General features: G+C 41.0%; 14 protein-coding genes and 1 pseudogene. 9 read left to right on the top strand and 6 right to left on the bottom strand.

Annotation, left to right across the window (positions count from 1 at the left end; all coding sequences use genetic code 11):
- Nucleotides 1–5: 5 nt before the first annotated feature.
- Together RM368_RS30335 and RM368_RS30330 are read left to right on the top strand one after the other, a co-directional pair.
- A complete protein-coding gene (locus RM368_RS30335; RefSeq protein ID WP_322697488.1) occupies nt 6–566 on the top strand; it encodes a hypothetical protein in 561 nt (186 codons plus the stop codon).
- A gap of 99 nt (nt 567–665) precedes the next feature.
- Complete coding sequence (locus tag RM368_RS30330; RefSeq protein ID WP_322697487.1) at nt 666–1,190, top strand: Tol biopolymer transporter periplasmic protein; 525 nt, start codon at nt 666–668, stop codon at nt 1,188–1,190.
- 73 nt (nt 1,191–1,263) lie between these two features.
- Here the strand turns inward: RM368_RS30330 and RM368_RS30325 are convergent, their stop codons facing one another.
- The gene (locus RM368_RS30325; RefSeq protein ID WP_322697510.1) at nt 1,264–2,271 is read right to left on the bottom strand and encodes a succinate dehydrogenase/fumarate reductase iron-sulfur subunit; all 1,008 of its coding nucleotides are present in this window, start codon (nt 2,269–2,271) and stop codon (nt 1,264–1,266) included.
- A gap of 1,473 nt (nt 2,272–3,744) precedes the next feature.
- Between RM368_RS30325 and RM368_RS30320 the strand changes: the two genes are divergently transcribed.
- Both RM368_RS30320 and RM368_RS30315 read left to right on the top strand, forming a co-directional pair.
- A complete protein-coding gene (locus RM368_RS30320; RefSeq protein WP_094350106.1) occupies nt 3,745–4,182 on the top strand; it encodes an AbrB family transcriptional regulator in 438 nt (145 codons plus the stop codon).
- Between the two features lie 148 nt (nt 4,183–4,330).
- The gene (locus tag RM368_RS30315; RefSeq protein WP_322697486.1) at nt 4,331–5,206 is read left to right on the top strand and encodes a type II CAAX endopeptidase family protein; all 876 of its coding nucleotides are present in this window, start codon (nt 4,331–4,333) and stop codon (nt 5,204–5,206) included.
- Nucleotides 5,207–5,343: 137 nt separating this feature from the next.
- Here RM368_RS30315 and RM368_RS30310 read toward each other — a convergent pair whose 3' ends face one another.
- Nucleotides 5,344–6,306, bottom strand: a complete 963-nt coding sequence (locus tag RM368_RS30310) for a M48 family metallopeptidase (RefSeq protein WP_322697485.1) — start codon at nt 6,304–6,306, stop codon at nt 5,344–5,346.
- 132 nt (nt 6,307–6,438) lie between these two features.
- On the opposite strand from RM368_RS30310, the gene RM368_RS30305 reads away from it, so the two are divergent.
- Nucleotides 6,439–8,007: an ATP-dependent DNA helicase gene (locus RM368_RS30305; protein ID WP_322697484.1), complete on the top strand. Its 1,569-nt coding sequence runs from the start codon at nt 6,439–6,441 to the stop codon at nt 8,005–8,007.
- Between the two features lie 205 nt (nt 8,008–8,212).
- On the opposite strand, the gene RM368_RS30300 is transcribed toward RM368_RS30305, so the two are convergent.
- Nucleotides 8,213–8,335, bottom strand: a complete 123-nt coding sequence (locus RM368_RS30300; RefSeq protein ID WP_322697483.1) for a hypothetical protein — start codon at nt 8,333–8,335, stop codon at nt 8,213–8,215.
- A gap of 51 nt (nt 8,336–8,386) precedes the next feature.
- On the opposite strand from RM368_RS30300, the gene RM368_RS30295 reads away from it, so the two are divergent.
- Entirely contained in the window at nt 8,387–8,602 is a 216-nt protein-coding gene (locus tag RM368_RS30295) for a DUF2839 domain-containing protein (protein WP_322689612.1), read from the top strand.
- 1,272 nt (nt 8,603–9,874) lie between these two features.
- Nucleotides 9,875–10,219 carry a DUF1815 family protein gene (locus tag RM368_RS30290; RefSeq protein ID WP_322689613.1) on the top strand — a complete coding sequence of 115 codons (345 nt, stop codon included), beginning with the start codon at nt 9,875–9,877 and terminating at the stop codon, nt 10,217–10,219.
- A gap of 293 nt (nt 10,220–10,512) precedes the next feature.
- Here the strand turns inward: RM368_RS30290 and RM368_RS30285 are convergent, their stop codons facing one another.
- Nucleotides 10,513–12,582, bottom strand: coding sequence for a CHAT domain-containing protein (locus RM368_RS30285; protein WP_322697482.1), 2,070 nt, complete (start codon nt 12,580–12,582; stop codon nt 10,513–10,515).
- Nucleotides 12,583–12,698: 116 nt separating this feature from the next.
- On the opposite strand from RM368_RS30285, the gene RM368_RS30280 reads away from it, so the two are divergent.
- The gene (locus tag RM368_RS30280) at nt 12,699–13,199 is read left to right on the top strand and encodes a thioesterase family protein (RefSeq protein WP_322697481.1); all 501 of its coding nucleotides are present in this window, start codon (nt 12,699–12,701) and stop codon (nt 13,197–13,199) included.
- Nucleotides 13,200–13,251: 52 nt separating this feature from the next.
- Here RM368_RS30280 and RM368_RS30275 read toward each other — a convergent pair whose 3' ends face one another.
- Complete coding sequence (locus RM368_RS30275; RefSeq protein WP_322697480.1) at nt 13,252–13,449, bottom strand: hypothetical protein; 198 nt, start codon at nt 13,447–13,449, stop codon at nt 13,252–13,254.
- A gap of 289 nt (nt 13,450–13,738) precedes the next feature.
- Between RM368_RS30275 and RM368_RS30270 the strand changes: the two are divergent.
- Nucleotides 13,739–13,864, top strand: a pseudogene (locus tag RM368_RS30270) (IS982 family transposase); the annotation flags it as partial.
- Between the two features lie 261 nt (nt 13,865–14,125).
- Here RM368_RS30270 and RM368_RS30265 read toward each other — a convergent pair.
- Entirely contained in the window at nt 14,126–15,088 is a 963-nt protein-coding gene (locus RM368_RS30265; RefSeq protein WP_322697479.1) for an aldo/keto reductase, read from the bottom strand.
- Between the last annotated feature and the right edge of the window lie 156 nt (nt 15,089–15,244).

Raw genomic sequence — 15,244 nt, 5'->3', positions numbered from 1 at the left:
TTGAGGTGGAAAAATTTACGCCTGCATTTTGGCTCCAAAGACCAATTCATTGGAGCCTGGTTTTTGGTTTAACAAGTTTGCTTGTATCTTGTGGTTCTAATGATATTCCTATAGGGCCTACTTCTCTTAACAGTCGCTACACCGAGGAGCAACCTGCTTTGAGTGGAAATGGGCGCTTTTTAGCATTTGTATCTAATCGGAATGGTAATCAGCAGCTATTAATGTACGATTTGGAGAGGCAACTGTTTATTAGTACACCGGGGATAAACCGACAGGAGACAATTGCTGAAAGTCCTAGTTTGAGCTACACCGGGCGTTATATTTCTTATCTTACTAGTGACCAGGGAAGACCAGTGGTAGCGCTTTACGATCGCGCCACGCAACAGTCGCAAATTGTCACACCAATTTATCGCGGCTGGGTGAGAAAACCAAATATTAGTCCAGATGGACGTTATGTTGTCTTTGAAACCGCCACTCGTGGTCAGTGGGATATTGAAGTCCTAGACCGAGGGCCAAATGTTGAGTTAGATATTCCCAATGGTGCAACTGTGGGTTCACCTCCGTAGGAGTTAGGAGAGACGCGATTAACCCAAGTCTTTCCAGGAGTTAAAAGTTAGGAGTTAGGAGTTGTGAGACTATTAACTAATGACTAATGACTAAATTATATGAAACGTGTTTTTTTTATACCTATATTTTTCTGTTTAAGTTTATTGACTGGGTGTTTTGGCTACCCTCGCATTTTGAGTTATCCTTTTGATCCAGGGGGTCGAAGTCTTAATAGTTTAGCGTCGGAATTAAACCCCCAAATTTCTGGGAGATACATTGTTTTTATTACTGACCGACGCGGTAGCCAAGATGTTTATATGTTTGATACGGTAACTCGTGATTTGGTTGATTTGCCAGGTTTAAATTCCTTTGATGCGATCGCAAATCATCCTAGCGTTTCACAAGATGGTCGTTATATTGTATTTGCTGCTAGCCGTCAAGGGCGATCGGCTATTTTTCTCTACGACAGAGAAACACGCCAATCACGGAATTTGACCAGCAACCTGCAAGCCGAAGTCCGCAACCCTACAATTAGTGCTGATGGTAGCAGGATTGCTTTTGAATCTAGTAACAATGGTCAGTGGGATGTTTTAGTATATGACCGTTACGGACAACCGTTGAATATACCTCAAGAACCGCGTTGAGATAAGGGGACAAGGAGACAAGGGGGAATTATTAGAGAAGTCTCTCCCTTGTATCTTCTCAATGCCCAATGCCCTATTCCCTATTCCCTTCAATTTGTTGCACAGATTCAATGAGCGATCGCACTTGTTCCGTACCCTCAGAAGATTCAAATGATAAAGGAAATTTACCTCGAAGGATCATCCGCAAACCGAGGGGTGCAAGACTGAGTAATCCTTTTAAATCTCGAAAATAATTACCAACTACTTGTAAACCAAATTGGCGTTCATCAATCCAACCACCTTCTTTAACTAAATCTATCAATACTTTCCGGTGACGAATTGAACAACTATCACCATTTTGTTTCTGGGTGAGAATTTCTTGTTTAACTTTGGTGATTTGTTCTAATGGTGCAACTTCCATTGGACAAACAGAATCACAGTACAAACAACGAGTGCAACCCCATACGCCTTTAGTACCTTCGTTATAGCTTGCTAAACGATTTTCCGTATCGCTATCGCGGGAGTCTGCTACCATTCGGTAAGCTTTGGCAAGGGCATGGGGACCTACAAAGTCTGGATTAACTTCACGAGCGTTGCATTCAGAGTAACAAGCACCGCACATAATACAGTTACCAGTTCGATCGAGGCGCGATCGCTCTTGTGGTGATTGCAAAAACTCTCTTTCTGGTACTTGTCGTGCCGCCGTACTCACATAAGGGGCAACTGCCTCTAGATTATTCCAAAAGCTGCTCATATCTACAACCAAATCTTTAATCACGGGCATATTGCCAAGAGGTGCGATCGTGATTTCAGCAATAGCATTTACTTTACTTTGAGATGATGGTATTTGTTGTAATCTGGCAAGTTCGCTCCCAACATTTTCTTTACAAGCTAAAGCCGAACGCCCATTAATTCGCATAGCACAGCTACCACAAATAGTATTGCGGCAATTTTTGCGAAATGCCAAAGTTCCATCTTGCTCCCACTTAATATGATTGAGGCAATCCAAGATTGTATTACCTGGTTCGGCCTCTACAATGTAGGTTTGCACAACAGGGGAGGAATTTTGTTGCTGTCGAATGACCTTAAAAATAACTTCCATAAATACTAACCAAAATTTTAAAATTACTTCACCAGCCTCAACAATCATGAGTCAAAGCAGCTAGTTGCGAAAAGTAAGTTATACTTTTTGCCCCTAATTCAAACCCTGGTGTTAATAGGCTGACGATTAAAGGGCGACTGATTCTAGTTTAAGGATAACCATTAAAATTTTACTTGTAGTAGCGCTGTCGGCAAGATTTTTGTCAAATTCTGAGTTAAAACGCCAAAAATGTAATTGCAGCTTTGCATTAAATTTACCTGTTTGGCAATGTAAAGGAAAGAGAGTTTGCTTCAAAAGTAACTTAAGTTGATCTTTGATCTAGCGATCCTATCCAAATGAAATGCTTATGAAGTTTGTAATATGTCTTGATGTCAACTTGAGTCAAGCAGTCCTGACAGTAAAATTCCACCTTCGCTACCACTTGACGGAATTTTTTGATTATATAGAAGTCTGAAAGCCCATGTTTAATATATAGTAGTGGCAATCAAGCACTAGGCAGATGTTAAGAGATTTATTCATCCCATAGACAGACGTGCAAAATCCTCTGGCCGCTTTTGACCTGAAGATAATAAACCGAGGAAAAATCCTCACCACTTTCAAAGAAAAGTTAGAGTACCGCCAAACCCACAGGTGCCAGACTTTTCGCTTTTTGGCTTGCTCTCAATCAACAAAATATGAGATTGAACTCATTGGTCAAAACTGCTCGTCTCAATATATAAATTTTTATCAAAGCCAGATAGCAATGCTCGCACTTGCAATAATAAAGGGTTAAGAAAATCGTCACTGCTTTTTTCAACTTTCAAGTCCAGGAATTTAAATAAAAATTTACCAGCAACTTTAATTCAAAATTAAACAACTATTTTGCTATTATTAGTCCATGCTAGTATTTAATATAAAATTACGAAGTAGCAAAACCAGAATCAATAGCCGTATCAGCGCGGTTACTACTGCTTTGTTGATTCGTAATGTAGAGACAAGAAAATTTGCGTCTCTACTGGTAGGACAAAAGGGTGTATACCCGTAGGACTCTATTGAAATACTATGCTGTCCTAAGCTTGAGAGGACGAGTGGAGAAAACTCTACTTGCTCATTGGCAAGAAAGGCAAGCACTGAAAGTGAAAAGCCTGCAATTTTTCGGGTCTACGACTTATTTGCAGTAGAACCTAACCCCATTTGTAATGGTGGCTGAAAGTTACACCGCTACAGTAGCGCTAAAGAAGAAAATAGTTTTCTTTCTGATGGCGAATAATGGTTAAAAGTGCCGTAACATCACCAAAATTAATGTCTGTGGCAACTATGGCCTCTAGTTGGTTGTAGACAACCATATATAGAAGTGCTTTTGGCTCCTATCGGCAGGAATTCACCCGTTACATTAGAGTCTTCAGTAGCTCTATGCAAATGCTAAAAAATTAAATGCTGGCATGAGACTACATAGTTTATCAGTTTGGAGAGAGTAAGGAAAATTTGAGCATAATGACTGAAACTGCAACCGCGCCATTAACTGGAAAAGCACTACTTGCTAAAGTAAAAGAACTTTCCACATTACCACGCCGAGAAAGAGCTAAACAGTGCGGCTATTACACTGTTACTAAGAATAACCAAGTTCGTGTCAATCTCACCGATTTTTATGACGCTTTACTATCTGCTAGGGGAATTCCTCTAAGTCCAGAAGCGCCTAAAGATGGTCGTGGTCGTGAACCGACATATCGGGTTAGTGTCCATCAAAATGGTCAGATTGTAATTGGTGCTACATATACCAAAGCAATGGGCTTGAAGGCTGGAGATGAGTTTGAAATTAGGCTGGGATACAAACATATTCACCTGATTCAACTAGGTGAAAGCGATAAAAAACTAACCTCACAAGATATAGATTCTGACGAATCAGATGAAGATTTAGAAGACGAAGAGTAAATTTGCTAATGGTAGGGATAAGTTTCAGGTTATGATAACTTGTCTTTACCCCGATAGCAAATTGGTAGCCAGGTAAAAAATACGATTAGACCCCTTGCAGAATTTACCAAAATTAGTAGAGTCTTGATCGATCGGCAAGAAATCTATAATGCAAGAAGTCTATCGTGTTTTTTTGTTTATTTTGATAACTTTCTTTGAGTCTTCGGTCAACGCCTTACTGGCGTTTAGAGAAAATGCACCGCCACTAGTTATAGTGACGGCATTTTTTGTTTGCTGGATAGTTTGCTGGTTGCCAGTAGCAACAGTATCAGCAATATTGCTTAATTGGCAACCTCCTAAACCTTTACAGCCAGAGCAAAAAATGCCGTTATTGGTGTCACTTTACCTATTAGCTCCCCCGATCCTCTGGGGAGTTATTTGGTTGACTAATAAATCTTTTTCAGATTACGGCTTTGTTGCCAATTTTTCGACTTTTGGTTTTTTAGCAATAGGTTTTAGTTTAGGAGTGCTGAGTCTAACTATTGTCTTTAGTGGGCAATTCGGGTTAGGTTGGTGTTCTTTTGATAAGTCGAATTTCAAGTTAGTATTACCCATCTTGCTACCGATTTTCTTGATAGCGTTGTTAGTCGCTGGGATAGAAGAGTTAGTTTTTCGCGGTTTCCTGTTCACAGAATTAGCACAGGATTACCCAGCTTGGGTAGCAGCAGCAATTTCTAGCTTGATTTTTGCCTTGTTACATCTGGTTTGGGAGCAACGTGAAACTGTACCCCAACTTCCTGGATTATGGCTGATGGGAATGGTGCTGGTGTTAGCACGCTTTGCCTCTAGCGGGAATTTGGGTTTAGCTTGGGGATTGCACGCAGGATGGGTATGGGCGATCGCTACCATAGATACAGCAGAACTAATTACTTACACTGGTATTGTCTCTGACTGGTTCACAGGTAAAAATAAAAAACCCTTAGCTGGCTTGGCGGGAATTATTTGTGTATTGGGAACTGGAGTAATTATCTGGTTCAACTCTTAAATATTTTAATTTCCCGTAGATGATGTCTGTTATGTCTGTTAACGCAGATCCCCGACTTCTTCAAGAAGTCGGGGATCTAAATCCAACGATTTAGAAGGCACTATTCCACCCTACTAATCTTTATTTAGTACTGAAAACTACTCAGACCTTCGGATTCTGTCGATTTCTCGTTGTAATTCTTCAATTTGGCGGCGCAAACTTTCTGTTTGATTTTCGGAAGATTCTGCTGAAACATTTACCGATCCGGAAGCAGGCGATCGCTGATAATTTCCTCGGCGAATTTGCTGATATTCTTCAGATACTGCCCACGACCGTAAGTAATGCAAGCGTTCAACAGGGAAAGGATGACTCAACATCATACCCTGAGCGCCATTGTAGATCAAGAATTTATATATTTGATTCAATCCATCCTCATCCAATGCCTGATAATTTTCTGACTGCTTGATAAACTCTTGTAAACTACATTCATTGGCATATTTGTTACTGCCACCAGAGAGTTTCATCATCGTTGACATCACAGGATTCAAGTCATCCATTACTAGTAGTGCAGCGCGATCTGACGATAACTCAGCTTTGCGCCGCCACTCAAAAAAGGCGTAAATCAAGCCTTGGGTGACAATATTACCGATGCCGAAGGTCAATTCTCCCAAGGCTGAAGCAGCACTCATCGCCCACATCGCCATTTGAATTAAAATAGTATGACCACATTTAATATGCCCCAGTTCATGGGCTAGCACCGTCCTCATCTCGGCTTCGTCTAGTAAGTCTAGTATCCCTGTATTTATGACTATGTAAGGATTCTCTTGCCCCAGCGCATAGCTATTTGCTTGGGGATTTTGCGAGACAAACAGTGTTGGTTCTGGATAAATGTCCAAATCTCGGACGCATTCCCGAAACATCTGGTAAATAGTGGAATATTGACGCGGGCCGACTTGGATGCTGTTACCCATTAGATAGACTAATTGAGGGCGTTCGTAGATAAATTCCACAAATTTACGAGCGATTAAATCAAATCCTGGCAAATTTCGTAAAGCTTGCTCCGCTTGGCGATCTAGTGGATGCCTGAAGGCTTCGCTGGAAATTCCTGTGTAAGTTGGCATAATTTAGGGTATTGGGTGATTGGTCATTGGTCATTGGTCATTAGCAAAGGACAAAGGACAAATGACAAATGACAAGATAATAGAAATAGGGCAATTGGAAGTAAAAATAACTTTGTATGGAATTGAAAGCGTGTGATTGAGGCAGAAGTTCATTTGTCACTACATAACTTTTTGCGATCGCAAGCGGGGTTCCCTTCCTGGCCCCATCATTTGACGATGGCACGGTTGGTAGCACGCGCCTTGCGCCTGGGACGTAGCGCCCTAATTCAAGTCGGGGCAGTTAGTGGCTATCAAGGGCGATATCGTACTAGTTTTGTAGCATCAGCCCTGATGTGGCATGGTCCTGTAATTATTGTTGCTCAAGAAACAGTGCAGCAACTTCTGCTGCGGGTGGAAATACCCCGTCTACAGCAGTGGCTACCAACTAATAAATCGATTAGGACAGGTGATGCTTGGCCTGATGCCCAGTTCCAAGGGCTACTGCTGACCTCCCCAGAAGCTTGGTTAAAAGGACAGTTAGCTGGTGGCTCAGGCTTTCCCCAAGGCATTCCCACAATTATTGATGGGGTAGACGATCTCGAAGATTGGGTGCGTCATCAACTTACCCAAGATATTCAACCCGATGATTGGGATCGACTCATTCTAGCTTGTCCCAACCAAGCTGAGGCAATTCGTGAAGCACGGATACAACTAACACACGAACTTTTTCAGCATCCTGCTAATCCATATCAGTGCTATCTAATTTCCCAGCCAGAAATAGAAATTTTAAGCCGTCTCTATTCTGCTTTAGAGTCAGTACAAGCACTGCCAGAACCTTGGAAACAATTCTGGCAACAATTTCAAACCCTCAACGAAAATCTTTCCTCCCCTGCTTCCTCATCTCCCCCTGCTCTCTTCTGGGCGACTATTGCCCATCGGCAAGGTTTATTTTCTTTGCACTACGCCCCAATGGAATTAGGGGAAATACTCTCGCCGATTTGGCAGCGACAACCAGTAGTTTTAGTTGGTAGCGCTATCGAACCGGAAACTGAGGCTCCCCTTTTTCGCCAGCGCCTGGGTTTGGACGATTTAACTTGCCTGAAGTTCTCTTCGGAGAGTCAAGCAGAAGCAATTCAACTGTATGTACCCTATAAGTTGCCCTTACCCAATACACCAGAATTTCAAGCGGCCTTTATTCACAAAGTCCGCACGCTGGTTTGTCTAAGCGCGACAGCACCAGGGTTAACGGTTGTCTTGGTGGGAGATGTACCACTCAAATCTCAAGTAGCGGCAATTCTGGCTTCAGAATTTGGTTCGCGGGTGCAAGTAGAAAAAACTTGTTTAGATGAAAATGGTATTTTGATTAGCGGTTGGGAATTTTGGCGAGAACATCAACGAGTTTTGCCAGCACCCCATCTGTTAATTATTGCGACGTTGCCCCTACCATCTTTAGAAAATCCTTTGGTAGCTGGTAGGGTAGCTCTTTATAAGCGATCGCATCAAGATTGGTTCCGTTTATACTTGTTGCCATCTGCCTTGAATGAATTACAACGAGCGATCGCTCCAGTACGAGAAAGTCAAGGAATTGTGGCTTTGCTTGATAGTCGTGTAGTTAACCGCAGCTATGGCGCTCAAATTCTCGCAGCTTTAAGTCCTCTGGCACGCATTAACTATCTCGATCCCAGCCTGTTTTCCAATACCGATGAGGAAAATTCTGCTTAAAATTCAGTTACCAGTGACGCCATTTGACGGCAGTTGCTCCACTTGGGGAGACCCCAAGACCGCACTGCCTCCTCTACTTGGGGAGACCCCAAGACCCTTCGGGTTCGGCAGTCCCCCAGACGCTCGTTCCTCGCTACCGCTAGCGCTAACGACGGAAACCGCCATCGCGCTTCGCGTCTCCCCTTGGGAGAAGACGGGGGCTACCTCACCGCAGTGGCTCCCCAATGCCCAATTTAAATTTTGACGAAGCAAAGCGCGATCGCAAAGAAGCAAGAACTATTATCAGCTTATAGAAGGTAATGCGATTCATCGCCTCTGGAGTAAGCATGATTACTGCCAAAATAAATTTAGAACCTAAATAAAATTTGAGTTGCTGATTATGGGTGAAGCAAAACGTCGTAAAACCACACTAGGAAAAACATACGGTCAAGAGACTCGGATCTTGCCTTGGGTTCCGATCACAAAAACTCAAGGCGAACAATTTGTCACTTGGACTACTCGTGGTGCTTGGATAGGCATTGGTCTGATGATTGTTGGATGGTTAACAATCCGTTTTATCGGCCCAGCTTTCGGTTGGTGGCAAGTAGTCTATTAATTCTTAATTCATAATTGAATTAGTTGGATATCTAGACTCCAACTAATTCAAGACTGCTAAAAAAGACAATAACCCGCAAGTGTCTTGCCAATAATTACAAATTACATTAGCGCAACGGTGGGCAGTTTGCGTATCTTATGGAAAAGCAAGCTAGGCGTAGGCTCTTGTAAAAAGCATTATGACCGACATTCCTTGATGGTACAAGCCCTTAGATTTATAATATGGAGTTAATCAAAAATCTAAAATCTAAAATTCCCAAGCCCCTAGATTTATCTATGGGGTCAATCCAAAATCCAAAATCTAAAATCCAAAATTGTCTGACGAATTACTAATTAGTTAACTGAGTTATTAATAAAAAATAATTACTCATTTTGGATAGATAATAGAAATATATTATATATGCATTAAATTTGGCAAAACCAAATTAAGATAAGAATCCTTTTAAATTCATCGTGCTTAGGTTTGTACAAGTTTTTGAAAATAATCCAAAAATATAGCAGTCGCCAAAGCCGTTAGGACAGTTTGCGGGAAACGCATCTTCAAGAGCGTACTTTGTGATTTTATTGCTGTCCTAAGCTCCTTGTCCGTTGCTATACCTGAAAATATTGCCTAAATGGCAACATTGCTGTGCTGAGTTTAGGTATTGTCAGTGTTAAGTTTTTCCCTTTGTGGATTTTACACTCACAGTTGTCTACTAATTAAGTTATTTTGGTATAAATTATTACCTATCTGCTTTTGCAACTACTTAATCTAGAATTCGCACTGTCATCTGTTTAACTTTATATTTAGGAGGAACAAATTTGGTATAACTAATCATTTACCTATACCAAAATCTACGTTAAAAACAGAAGAGATTAAACATCTAAGCAAGAGACACTATAACGATGGAAAACTACATTATGGCGTTTAATAACAGTGTATTTGACTGCACATAGCCAATAAAAACTAAATATGTAGCTTTTCTGTAGTTGACTAGTGCTAAATTTAAGTTACTCTTAAAGCGGATCTCTTGCTCTAAGAATCCACCTTGACAGAAATGTATAAAGATATAGTTAAATTTAGCAATTCTGTCCGAGATTTTGAAATTGCAAACTGAATAGTTTGATACGGCCCTCAAAATCTCGATCCACTACCCTAAACAAAGTAGTCAACTCACGACTCAAAATTACTCTGTCTAGTAATTGTAATGAATAGTTTACAATACTAGTGGGTGAGAAAATCTAAAGAAAATATAAAAGAAACTCAAATTACTGTGGTGTCTGGAGGACAAAAGTGTTTCTGAGACTAGCACATCAACATCGACAATTCGTCCAAGACTTAGTAATGAACCTGCAAGCCTTGGCGATTGTATTAGAGCGGCGTGGCTATCCTGCATCTTGTTATACCTGTGGCGACCAAATGAATAGTGCATCATTTATGGTTAGCTTGGGTGATAATCATCTAATTCGATTTTTAGTGTCCGATTACGGCATTACTTGGACAGAAATGCGGGATGACCGCGAATTAATGAAGCTAGAGGGTGCAGAGGCAATCAACCAATTAGATGAATTGGCCGATCTTGTCAAGCAATCTATGCAAAGTGATACAGGCTCTAAAACTCTTGCCAAGAAGTATTAAGATTTCAGAGGTCGAGAGCAAATTAGAAATTGATTATCGGTAACTGTTAATCGGTAACAGTGGCTTAGTTAGCGATCGCGCTTACCTATTTCTCCATTATCATGAAGTGACTGGCTATGTCCGGCCCATCGCATATTTTTTGTATCAGCGAAAATTTCACGAGCTTGATTTTCAACCTCTAGCTAGAAGGTGTTAAAACACAGCAAAGTCAGAGATTAGTTAGTTGAGCGCTCGTCTTTTGCCATAATTTCATCAAAACGCGATAACTTTTCTACGAGACACTGCGCGAATATCTAAAGTCCATTACCAATTAAAATAAAGGGTGCCCAATAGTACGGGTGACTAAAGTCATTGACTGCTGCTACGGGTGCATTATGACTTATTTCCTTCCAGTTTCCAGTAATTAATGAGAGTTGAGCTTGGCGTAAAGCTTCAGTTTTAGTCAGCTTCTCAGTAGAAAGAATACCATAAAAAGCACTCATGAGTGCTTGTGTACCACCATCATCTACAGACCACAAAGAGGCGATCGCGGCTCTAGCGCCGGTTTGTTGCATCTGATAGCCAAAGCCCAAAATTTCTTCACCATTACCTAACTTGCCTCCCAAGCCAGTTTCACAGGCGCTCAACACTACCAAATCTACATTCGGGAGTGACCAAGTGGCTACATTTCTAAAATTAACGCGATCGCCATTCCCAAATAAAATAAACGAATCTTCTGGTTTACCCACCACAAAGGCTGCATGAGTCGCTAAATGGACAATTGTATAATCATCCATTTGGGGTACAGCGACTTTAGGAGTAAAGGCATCGTCTAAAAGCTTTGTAGTTTCAGGAACCGCTGCTGCTAGACTTTCCACTTCCCGCACTGCAAAGGGTAAGCCAGCGAAAGCAACCTGGCGATTACCAACTTTGATTTGATAATTACCTTTAGTAAAAGCACCCGCTAAAACCCGCAAAGTGGATTGTTTTGGGGTGTTTAAATTAGTCAGACTGGCAGATGTAATGTGATTCACATTGAAACGCTGCACGAGCCATTGTTTGCCATCATATAAAGCTGTTAAAGGAATGTAGCGTAATCGATCGTCTGGAGCGTAAATCAGAGTTTGCGTACCTGATAGCTTCAAGTCTTTCTCTATCGGTTTAATTAGCCAGTCATACAATTGGCGTGCAGGTGCTTTGATATTTCGACTGGGATTGATTAAAGCTTGACGGAAAGCATCAATTGTTTGATAGAGGTTTTCGCGCTTTACAGCAACGGTGCGATGAATAGGTGGGGATTCAGGAGTTACCAATACCAATTCCAAACTATCTTTTAAAATCAGTGGGTAGAGTAATGCCGATTTTTGCGGTAATCGTGCCAAATTATCTCGAAGTTCGTTAAGACTCTCCAAATCCAAATTTTGCCGCCTAGCTGTACGGCTAATTTGCTCTACCTGTGCTTTCACTGAAGGACTATTGATAAATTCATTAAATCCATCTAGAAGTTGCTGTTGATTTAAGACTAATTGTTCGATGCGTTGTTTTTGTTCGAGCGATCGCTGTTCGGGGGCAATTTTCCGTAGTGTTGTTAATTCCTTACCCAGTACAACAGCATTATCCACACTTTGATCCAGCTTTTGTTTAATTGGTTTTTCTGTTGCCGCTATATTAATACCTTTGACAGTACGTTGATTACCTGGCACATTCTGGAGATATTCCTCTAGTTCTTCAACTTTGAGTAAATCCATTGTCCTTTGTGCTTCAGCAACACGTTCTTGTTTGAGCAATCGTTCACCCAAAATGCGATATGTCTGGCTAACAGTTATGTTATAAGCATCTGGTTGTGGCGCACTCAATGCTGATGGATTCAAGCGAGCTTTTTCACGATTAATCAAACAATGCTTGTAGAAAAAAATTGCTAACTCTGGTTGGTTTTGGATATCGAATAAATAACCTATGTTACTGTAGGTTTTGCCAAGTCGAACCAGATCCCCAAGTTCTTTGTTAATCAATAAGGCTTGCTGATAGGATTGAAGTGCTTCAGGATACTTTTTTTGACTTTGGTAGATTCTGCCAATATTGTTGAATGTTACTGCTTCCCAAGAGCGCTCTCCAAGGTCTCTAGTGATGGTTAATGCTTTCTGTAATTTCTGCAACGCTTCTTTTGATTGACCTTGACGAGATTCTTTGATAGCTTCTTCATTGAGCTTCGCAATTTCTGAGAGTTGATTATTCTTGGGTAAAGCTTGAGCTTTTTCTCCAGATTCGTACCTCAACCTTGCATTTGTATTTACCTGGTTATTGTCTGGATATACCATCCCAAAACCTAGTAAGCTAAGTAGAGATAAAGTAACAACACTCACATGCCGGAGACTAGGCTGCATAACAAAACACTCCCTATGCTCGGAAGGTAAATATTAAATCAATAAGTCCGGCAACGCAATTAATTTTTATGCTATTCAATAATTTGGAAAATTTATAAACACTGAAAAATTTGAAGATGTCAGAAGAAAAACCCAGCCGACCAAAACTACCACCAACCAGCGCTCTTGACAATCCATCCAGTCATGAGTTTGGAAATTGGTTTGAATATCCTGTTAGAGTCCAACCCCACCACACTGACTATGCCGGTCTTGTCTGGCACGGTTCCTATATAGCTTGGATGGAAGAAGCGCGGATTGAATGCTTGCGATCTATAGGGATTGAATTTGCTGATTTAGTCGCTATAGGCTGCGATTTACCAGTTGTAGAACTGTCGGTGCGCTATCACCGTTCAATTCAATTGGGTATGGCAGTGCTGGTAAAAACCCGTATGGCTGAGGTAACTGGTGTGCGAATCAATTGGGATTACGCCATTATCTCAACTGATGGACAACAATTGTACGTCACTGCCAAGGTGACTTTAGTTGCTTTAGATCGCGAAAGAGGGAAGATTATGCGTCAGTTGCCGCCAAGTTTTAAGGATGCATTAGCCAAGATTTCAGCATTAAATAACAATTAATCGAGCAAGGTTATCATTTCACCTTTTATTCGCGAAAGTGAAGTTTAGATCGTTATTTTCCAGTTTGGATCTGCGACAAATTTTGAGCAAACTGCGTTACGTAATGCCAAATATCTTGGGGAGTGATGCCAAAACTAATATTTAATAAAACAAGGATTGCCGCAAGAGTTAATGCAGTGTTCACGGTTGCTTTTAGCAATTTCCATAATATTATGAAGACTATCCAGGCTATAATCAACGTAATAATCATATAATTAATTCCTGAATAATTGCCCTTGTCTGAGAAGGTCTTTATTTAGAAAGAGTAAATTTTTAGCTGAAGTCAAAATCACTATTGCTAAAGCTATTAAACCTAATTTGGAATAGATACTAAAGCTAAGATTTTTGTCTAACTGTGCCAATGCCATATTAGCTGAAAACGATCCAATTATTCAGGTAAAAGGCAACTTATTTGGCAATTTGGCAGAATTACTAAAAAGACTTTTTAAAATTTTTGTATTAATAATTACAAGATACAATAGTTAGATTAGGACTCCAAACTCAAAAATACTTCTCAGATTGAACATTTCCGACACCGAAGCCCCGTGAATTTTTTCGTTAACGTTCTGTGCGGATTAATTGCTTATTGCCACCAACCTAAGAAACCCAGCCTTCAGATGGACTAGCTTTTATGTCATACTGCTTAACCCGAACTCAGGTTATTTAGCCTTATTTCCTCAAATTTATAGGCTTGATAGTGCCTCAAACCTTGTTAACTTCGTATACTTCCTGAACGGTTTTAGCAGACAGTATCAAAATTACCTGAAGCCATAAATATCACAGCCAAACAAGTTACCTTGGACTGAATATAGAGCCAGCGCTCGCTCCATAGTTTTTGTAATTTTAAATTCATTAATCAAGTTTCTAGAATTTAGATATATTGGTATTCATGCTGACATCAATTGCTGGATGCGCTGTGGTTCTTCTCCTAGCCAATCTGGATTTTGGGCAGTACTGTCGAAGATTGATGAGGTTTTGAAAGGCTCAAACTCGCCGCGTGATGCCGCTTCTGCCGTTTTAGTTAAGAGCGATCGCACTTGCTCGTTATTCATTGGCTGGAACGTTCGCACTGCTTCAAAAGCTTGCTCTAGAATCTCCATGCTGTCAATTCCGGTAATCACAACCGATGTGGGCAGATTCAAAGCATAGTGTAAACATTCAATTGGCGTTACAGTATTTGACCGTAAAAGAATACCGTTTGCCAAGCTTTTCATTCCCAAAACGCCGATGTTTTGTTTAACTAGCTCTGGCAAAACCAGCTTTTCAAAGCTTCGGTAGTGGGCATCCATCACACTCAGAGGCATCTGCACTGTATCAAATTTAAACCCGTTAGTGGCTGCAACTTCCAGCATGTGCAGATGAACATAGGGGTCTTTATGCCCAGTAAAACCTATATATCGGAGTTTGCCAGCTTCCCGTGCCTCAATCAAGGCAGCATTCGCCCCTTCTTCGTGAAAAACTCGATGTGGGTCTTCGTGCCGCAGGATTTCGTGGTGCTGAACCAGATCGATGCAATCAACTTGCAGGCGTTGCAGTGATTCGTCTAGCTGTTTTGCTGCTGCTTTTTTAGAGCGACCATCGATTTTCGTCATTAGGAACACTTTGTCTCGATAGCCATGCAAGAGCGCTTTTCCCATGCGAACTTCGCTGACTCCACCGTTGTAATCCCAACTGTTATCCATAAAAGTGATGCCGCGATCGATCGCGGTTCTAACAATTCGGATACCTAGTTCCTCATCAACATGCTTCAAGGCGATGTGCCAACCACCCAATCCGATGGCGGAAACTTTCTCTCCTGTACTGCCGATAACTCGGTATTGCATTTCTGAATTTGACATAGTTTCTGACATGAGTTTTCCAAGTCTTTCAGCTATTACTTAAGTACATATAGCCATCTGCCAATTCAAACACAAGAGAAAGTTGACAATATCTTGCTGAAGATACACTTTTCAAGGGAGCATCCAGTTTTGGAAGATTTACCATTTCTGAGAAAATGTAGAAGGAAA

This window comes from Nostoc sp. DedSLP03 (genome assembly GCF_034530815.1).
In the GTDB taxonomy this organism is placed as follows: domain Bacteria; phylum Cyanobacteriota; class Cyanobacteriia; order Cyanobacteriales; family Nostocaceae; genus Nostoc.
This window is presented reverse-complemented; position numbering and strand designations above follow the sequence as displayed.

Bases quoted from the DNA above. Each gene is read 5' to 3' on its own strand.
- RM368_RS30280 (WP_322697481.1), top strand. From the start codon at position 12,699: ATGTCAGAAGAAAAACCCAGCCGACCAAAACTACCACCAACCAGCGCT.
- RM368_RS30315 (WP_322697486.1), top strand. From the start codon at position 4,331: ATGCAAGAAGTCTATCGTGTTTTTTTGTTTATTTTGATAACTTTCTTT.
- RM368_RS30275 (WP_322697480.1), bottom strand. From the start codon at position 13,449: ATGATTATTACGTTGATTATAGCCTGGATAGTCTTCATAATATTATGG.
- RM368_RS30330 (WP_322697487.1), top strand. From the start codon at position 666: ATGAAACGTGTTTTTTTTATACCTATATTTTTCTGTTTAAGTTTATTG.
- RM368_RS30310 (WP_322697485.1), bottom strand. From the start codon at position 6,306: ATGCCAACTTACACAGGAATTTCCAGCGAAGCCTTCAGGCATCCACTA.
- RM368_RS30285 (WP_322697482.1), bottom strand. From the start codon at position 12,582: ATGCAGCCTAGTCTCCGGCATGTGAGTGTTGTTACTTTATCTCTACTT.
- RM368_RS30300 (WP_322697483.1), bottom strand. From the start codon at position 8,335: ATGCTTACTCCAGAGGCGATGAATCGCATTACCTTCTATAAGCTGATA.
- RM368_RS30325 (WP_322697510.1), bottom strand. From the start codon at position 2,271: ATGGAAGTTATTTTTAAGGTCATTCGACAGCAACAAAATTCCTCCCCT.
- RM368_RS30265 (WP_322697479.1), bottom strand. From the start codon at position 15,088: ATGTCAGAAACTATGTCAAATTCAGAAATGCAATACCGAGTTATCGGC.
- RM368_RS30295 (WP_322689612.1), top strand. From the start codon at position 8,387: ATGGGTGAAGCAAAACGTCGTAAAACCACACTAGGAAAAACATACGGT.
- RM368_RS30320 (WP_094350106.1), top strand. From the start codon at position 3,745: ATGACTGAAACTGCAACCGCGCCATTAACTGGAAAAGCACTACTTGCT.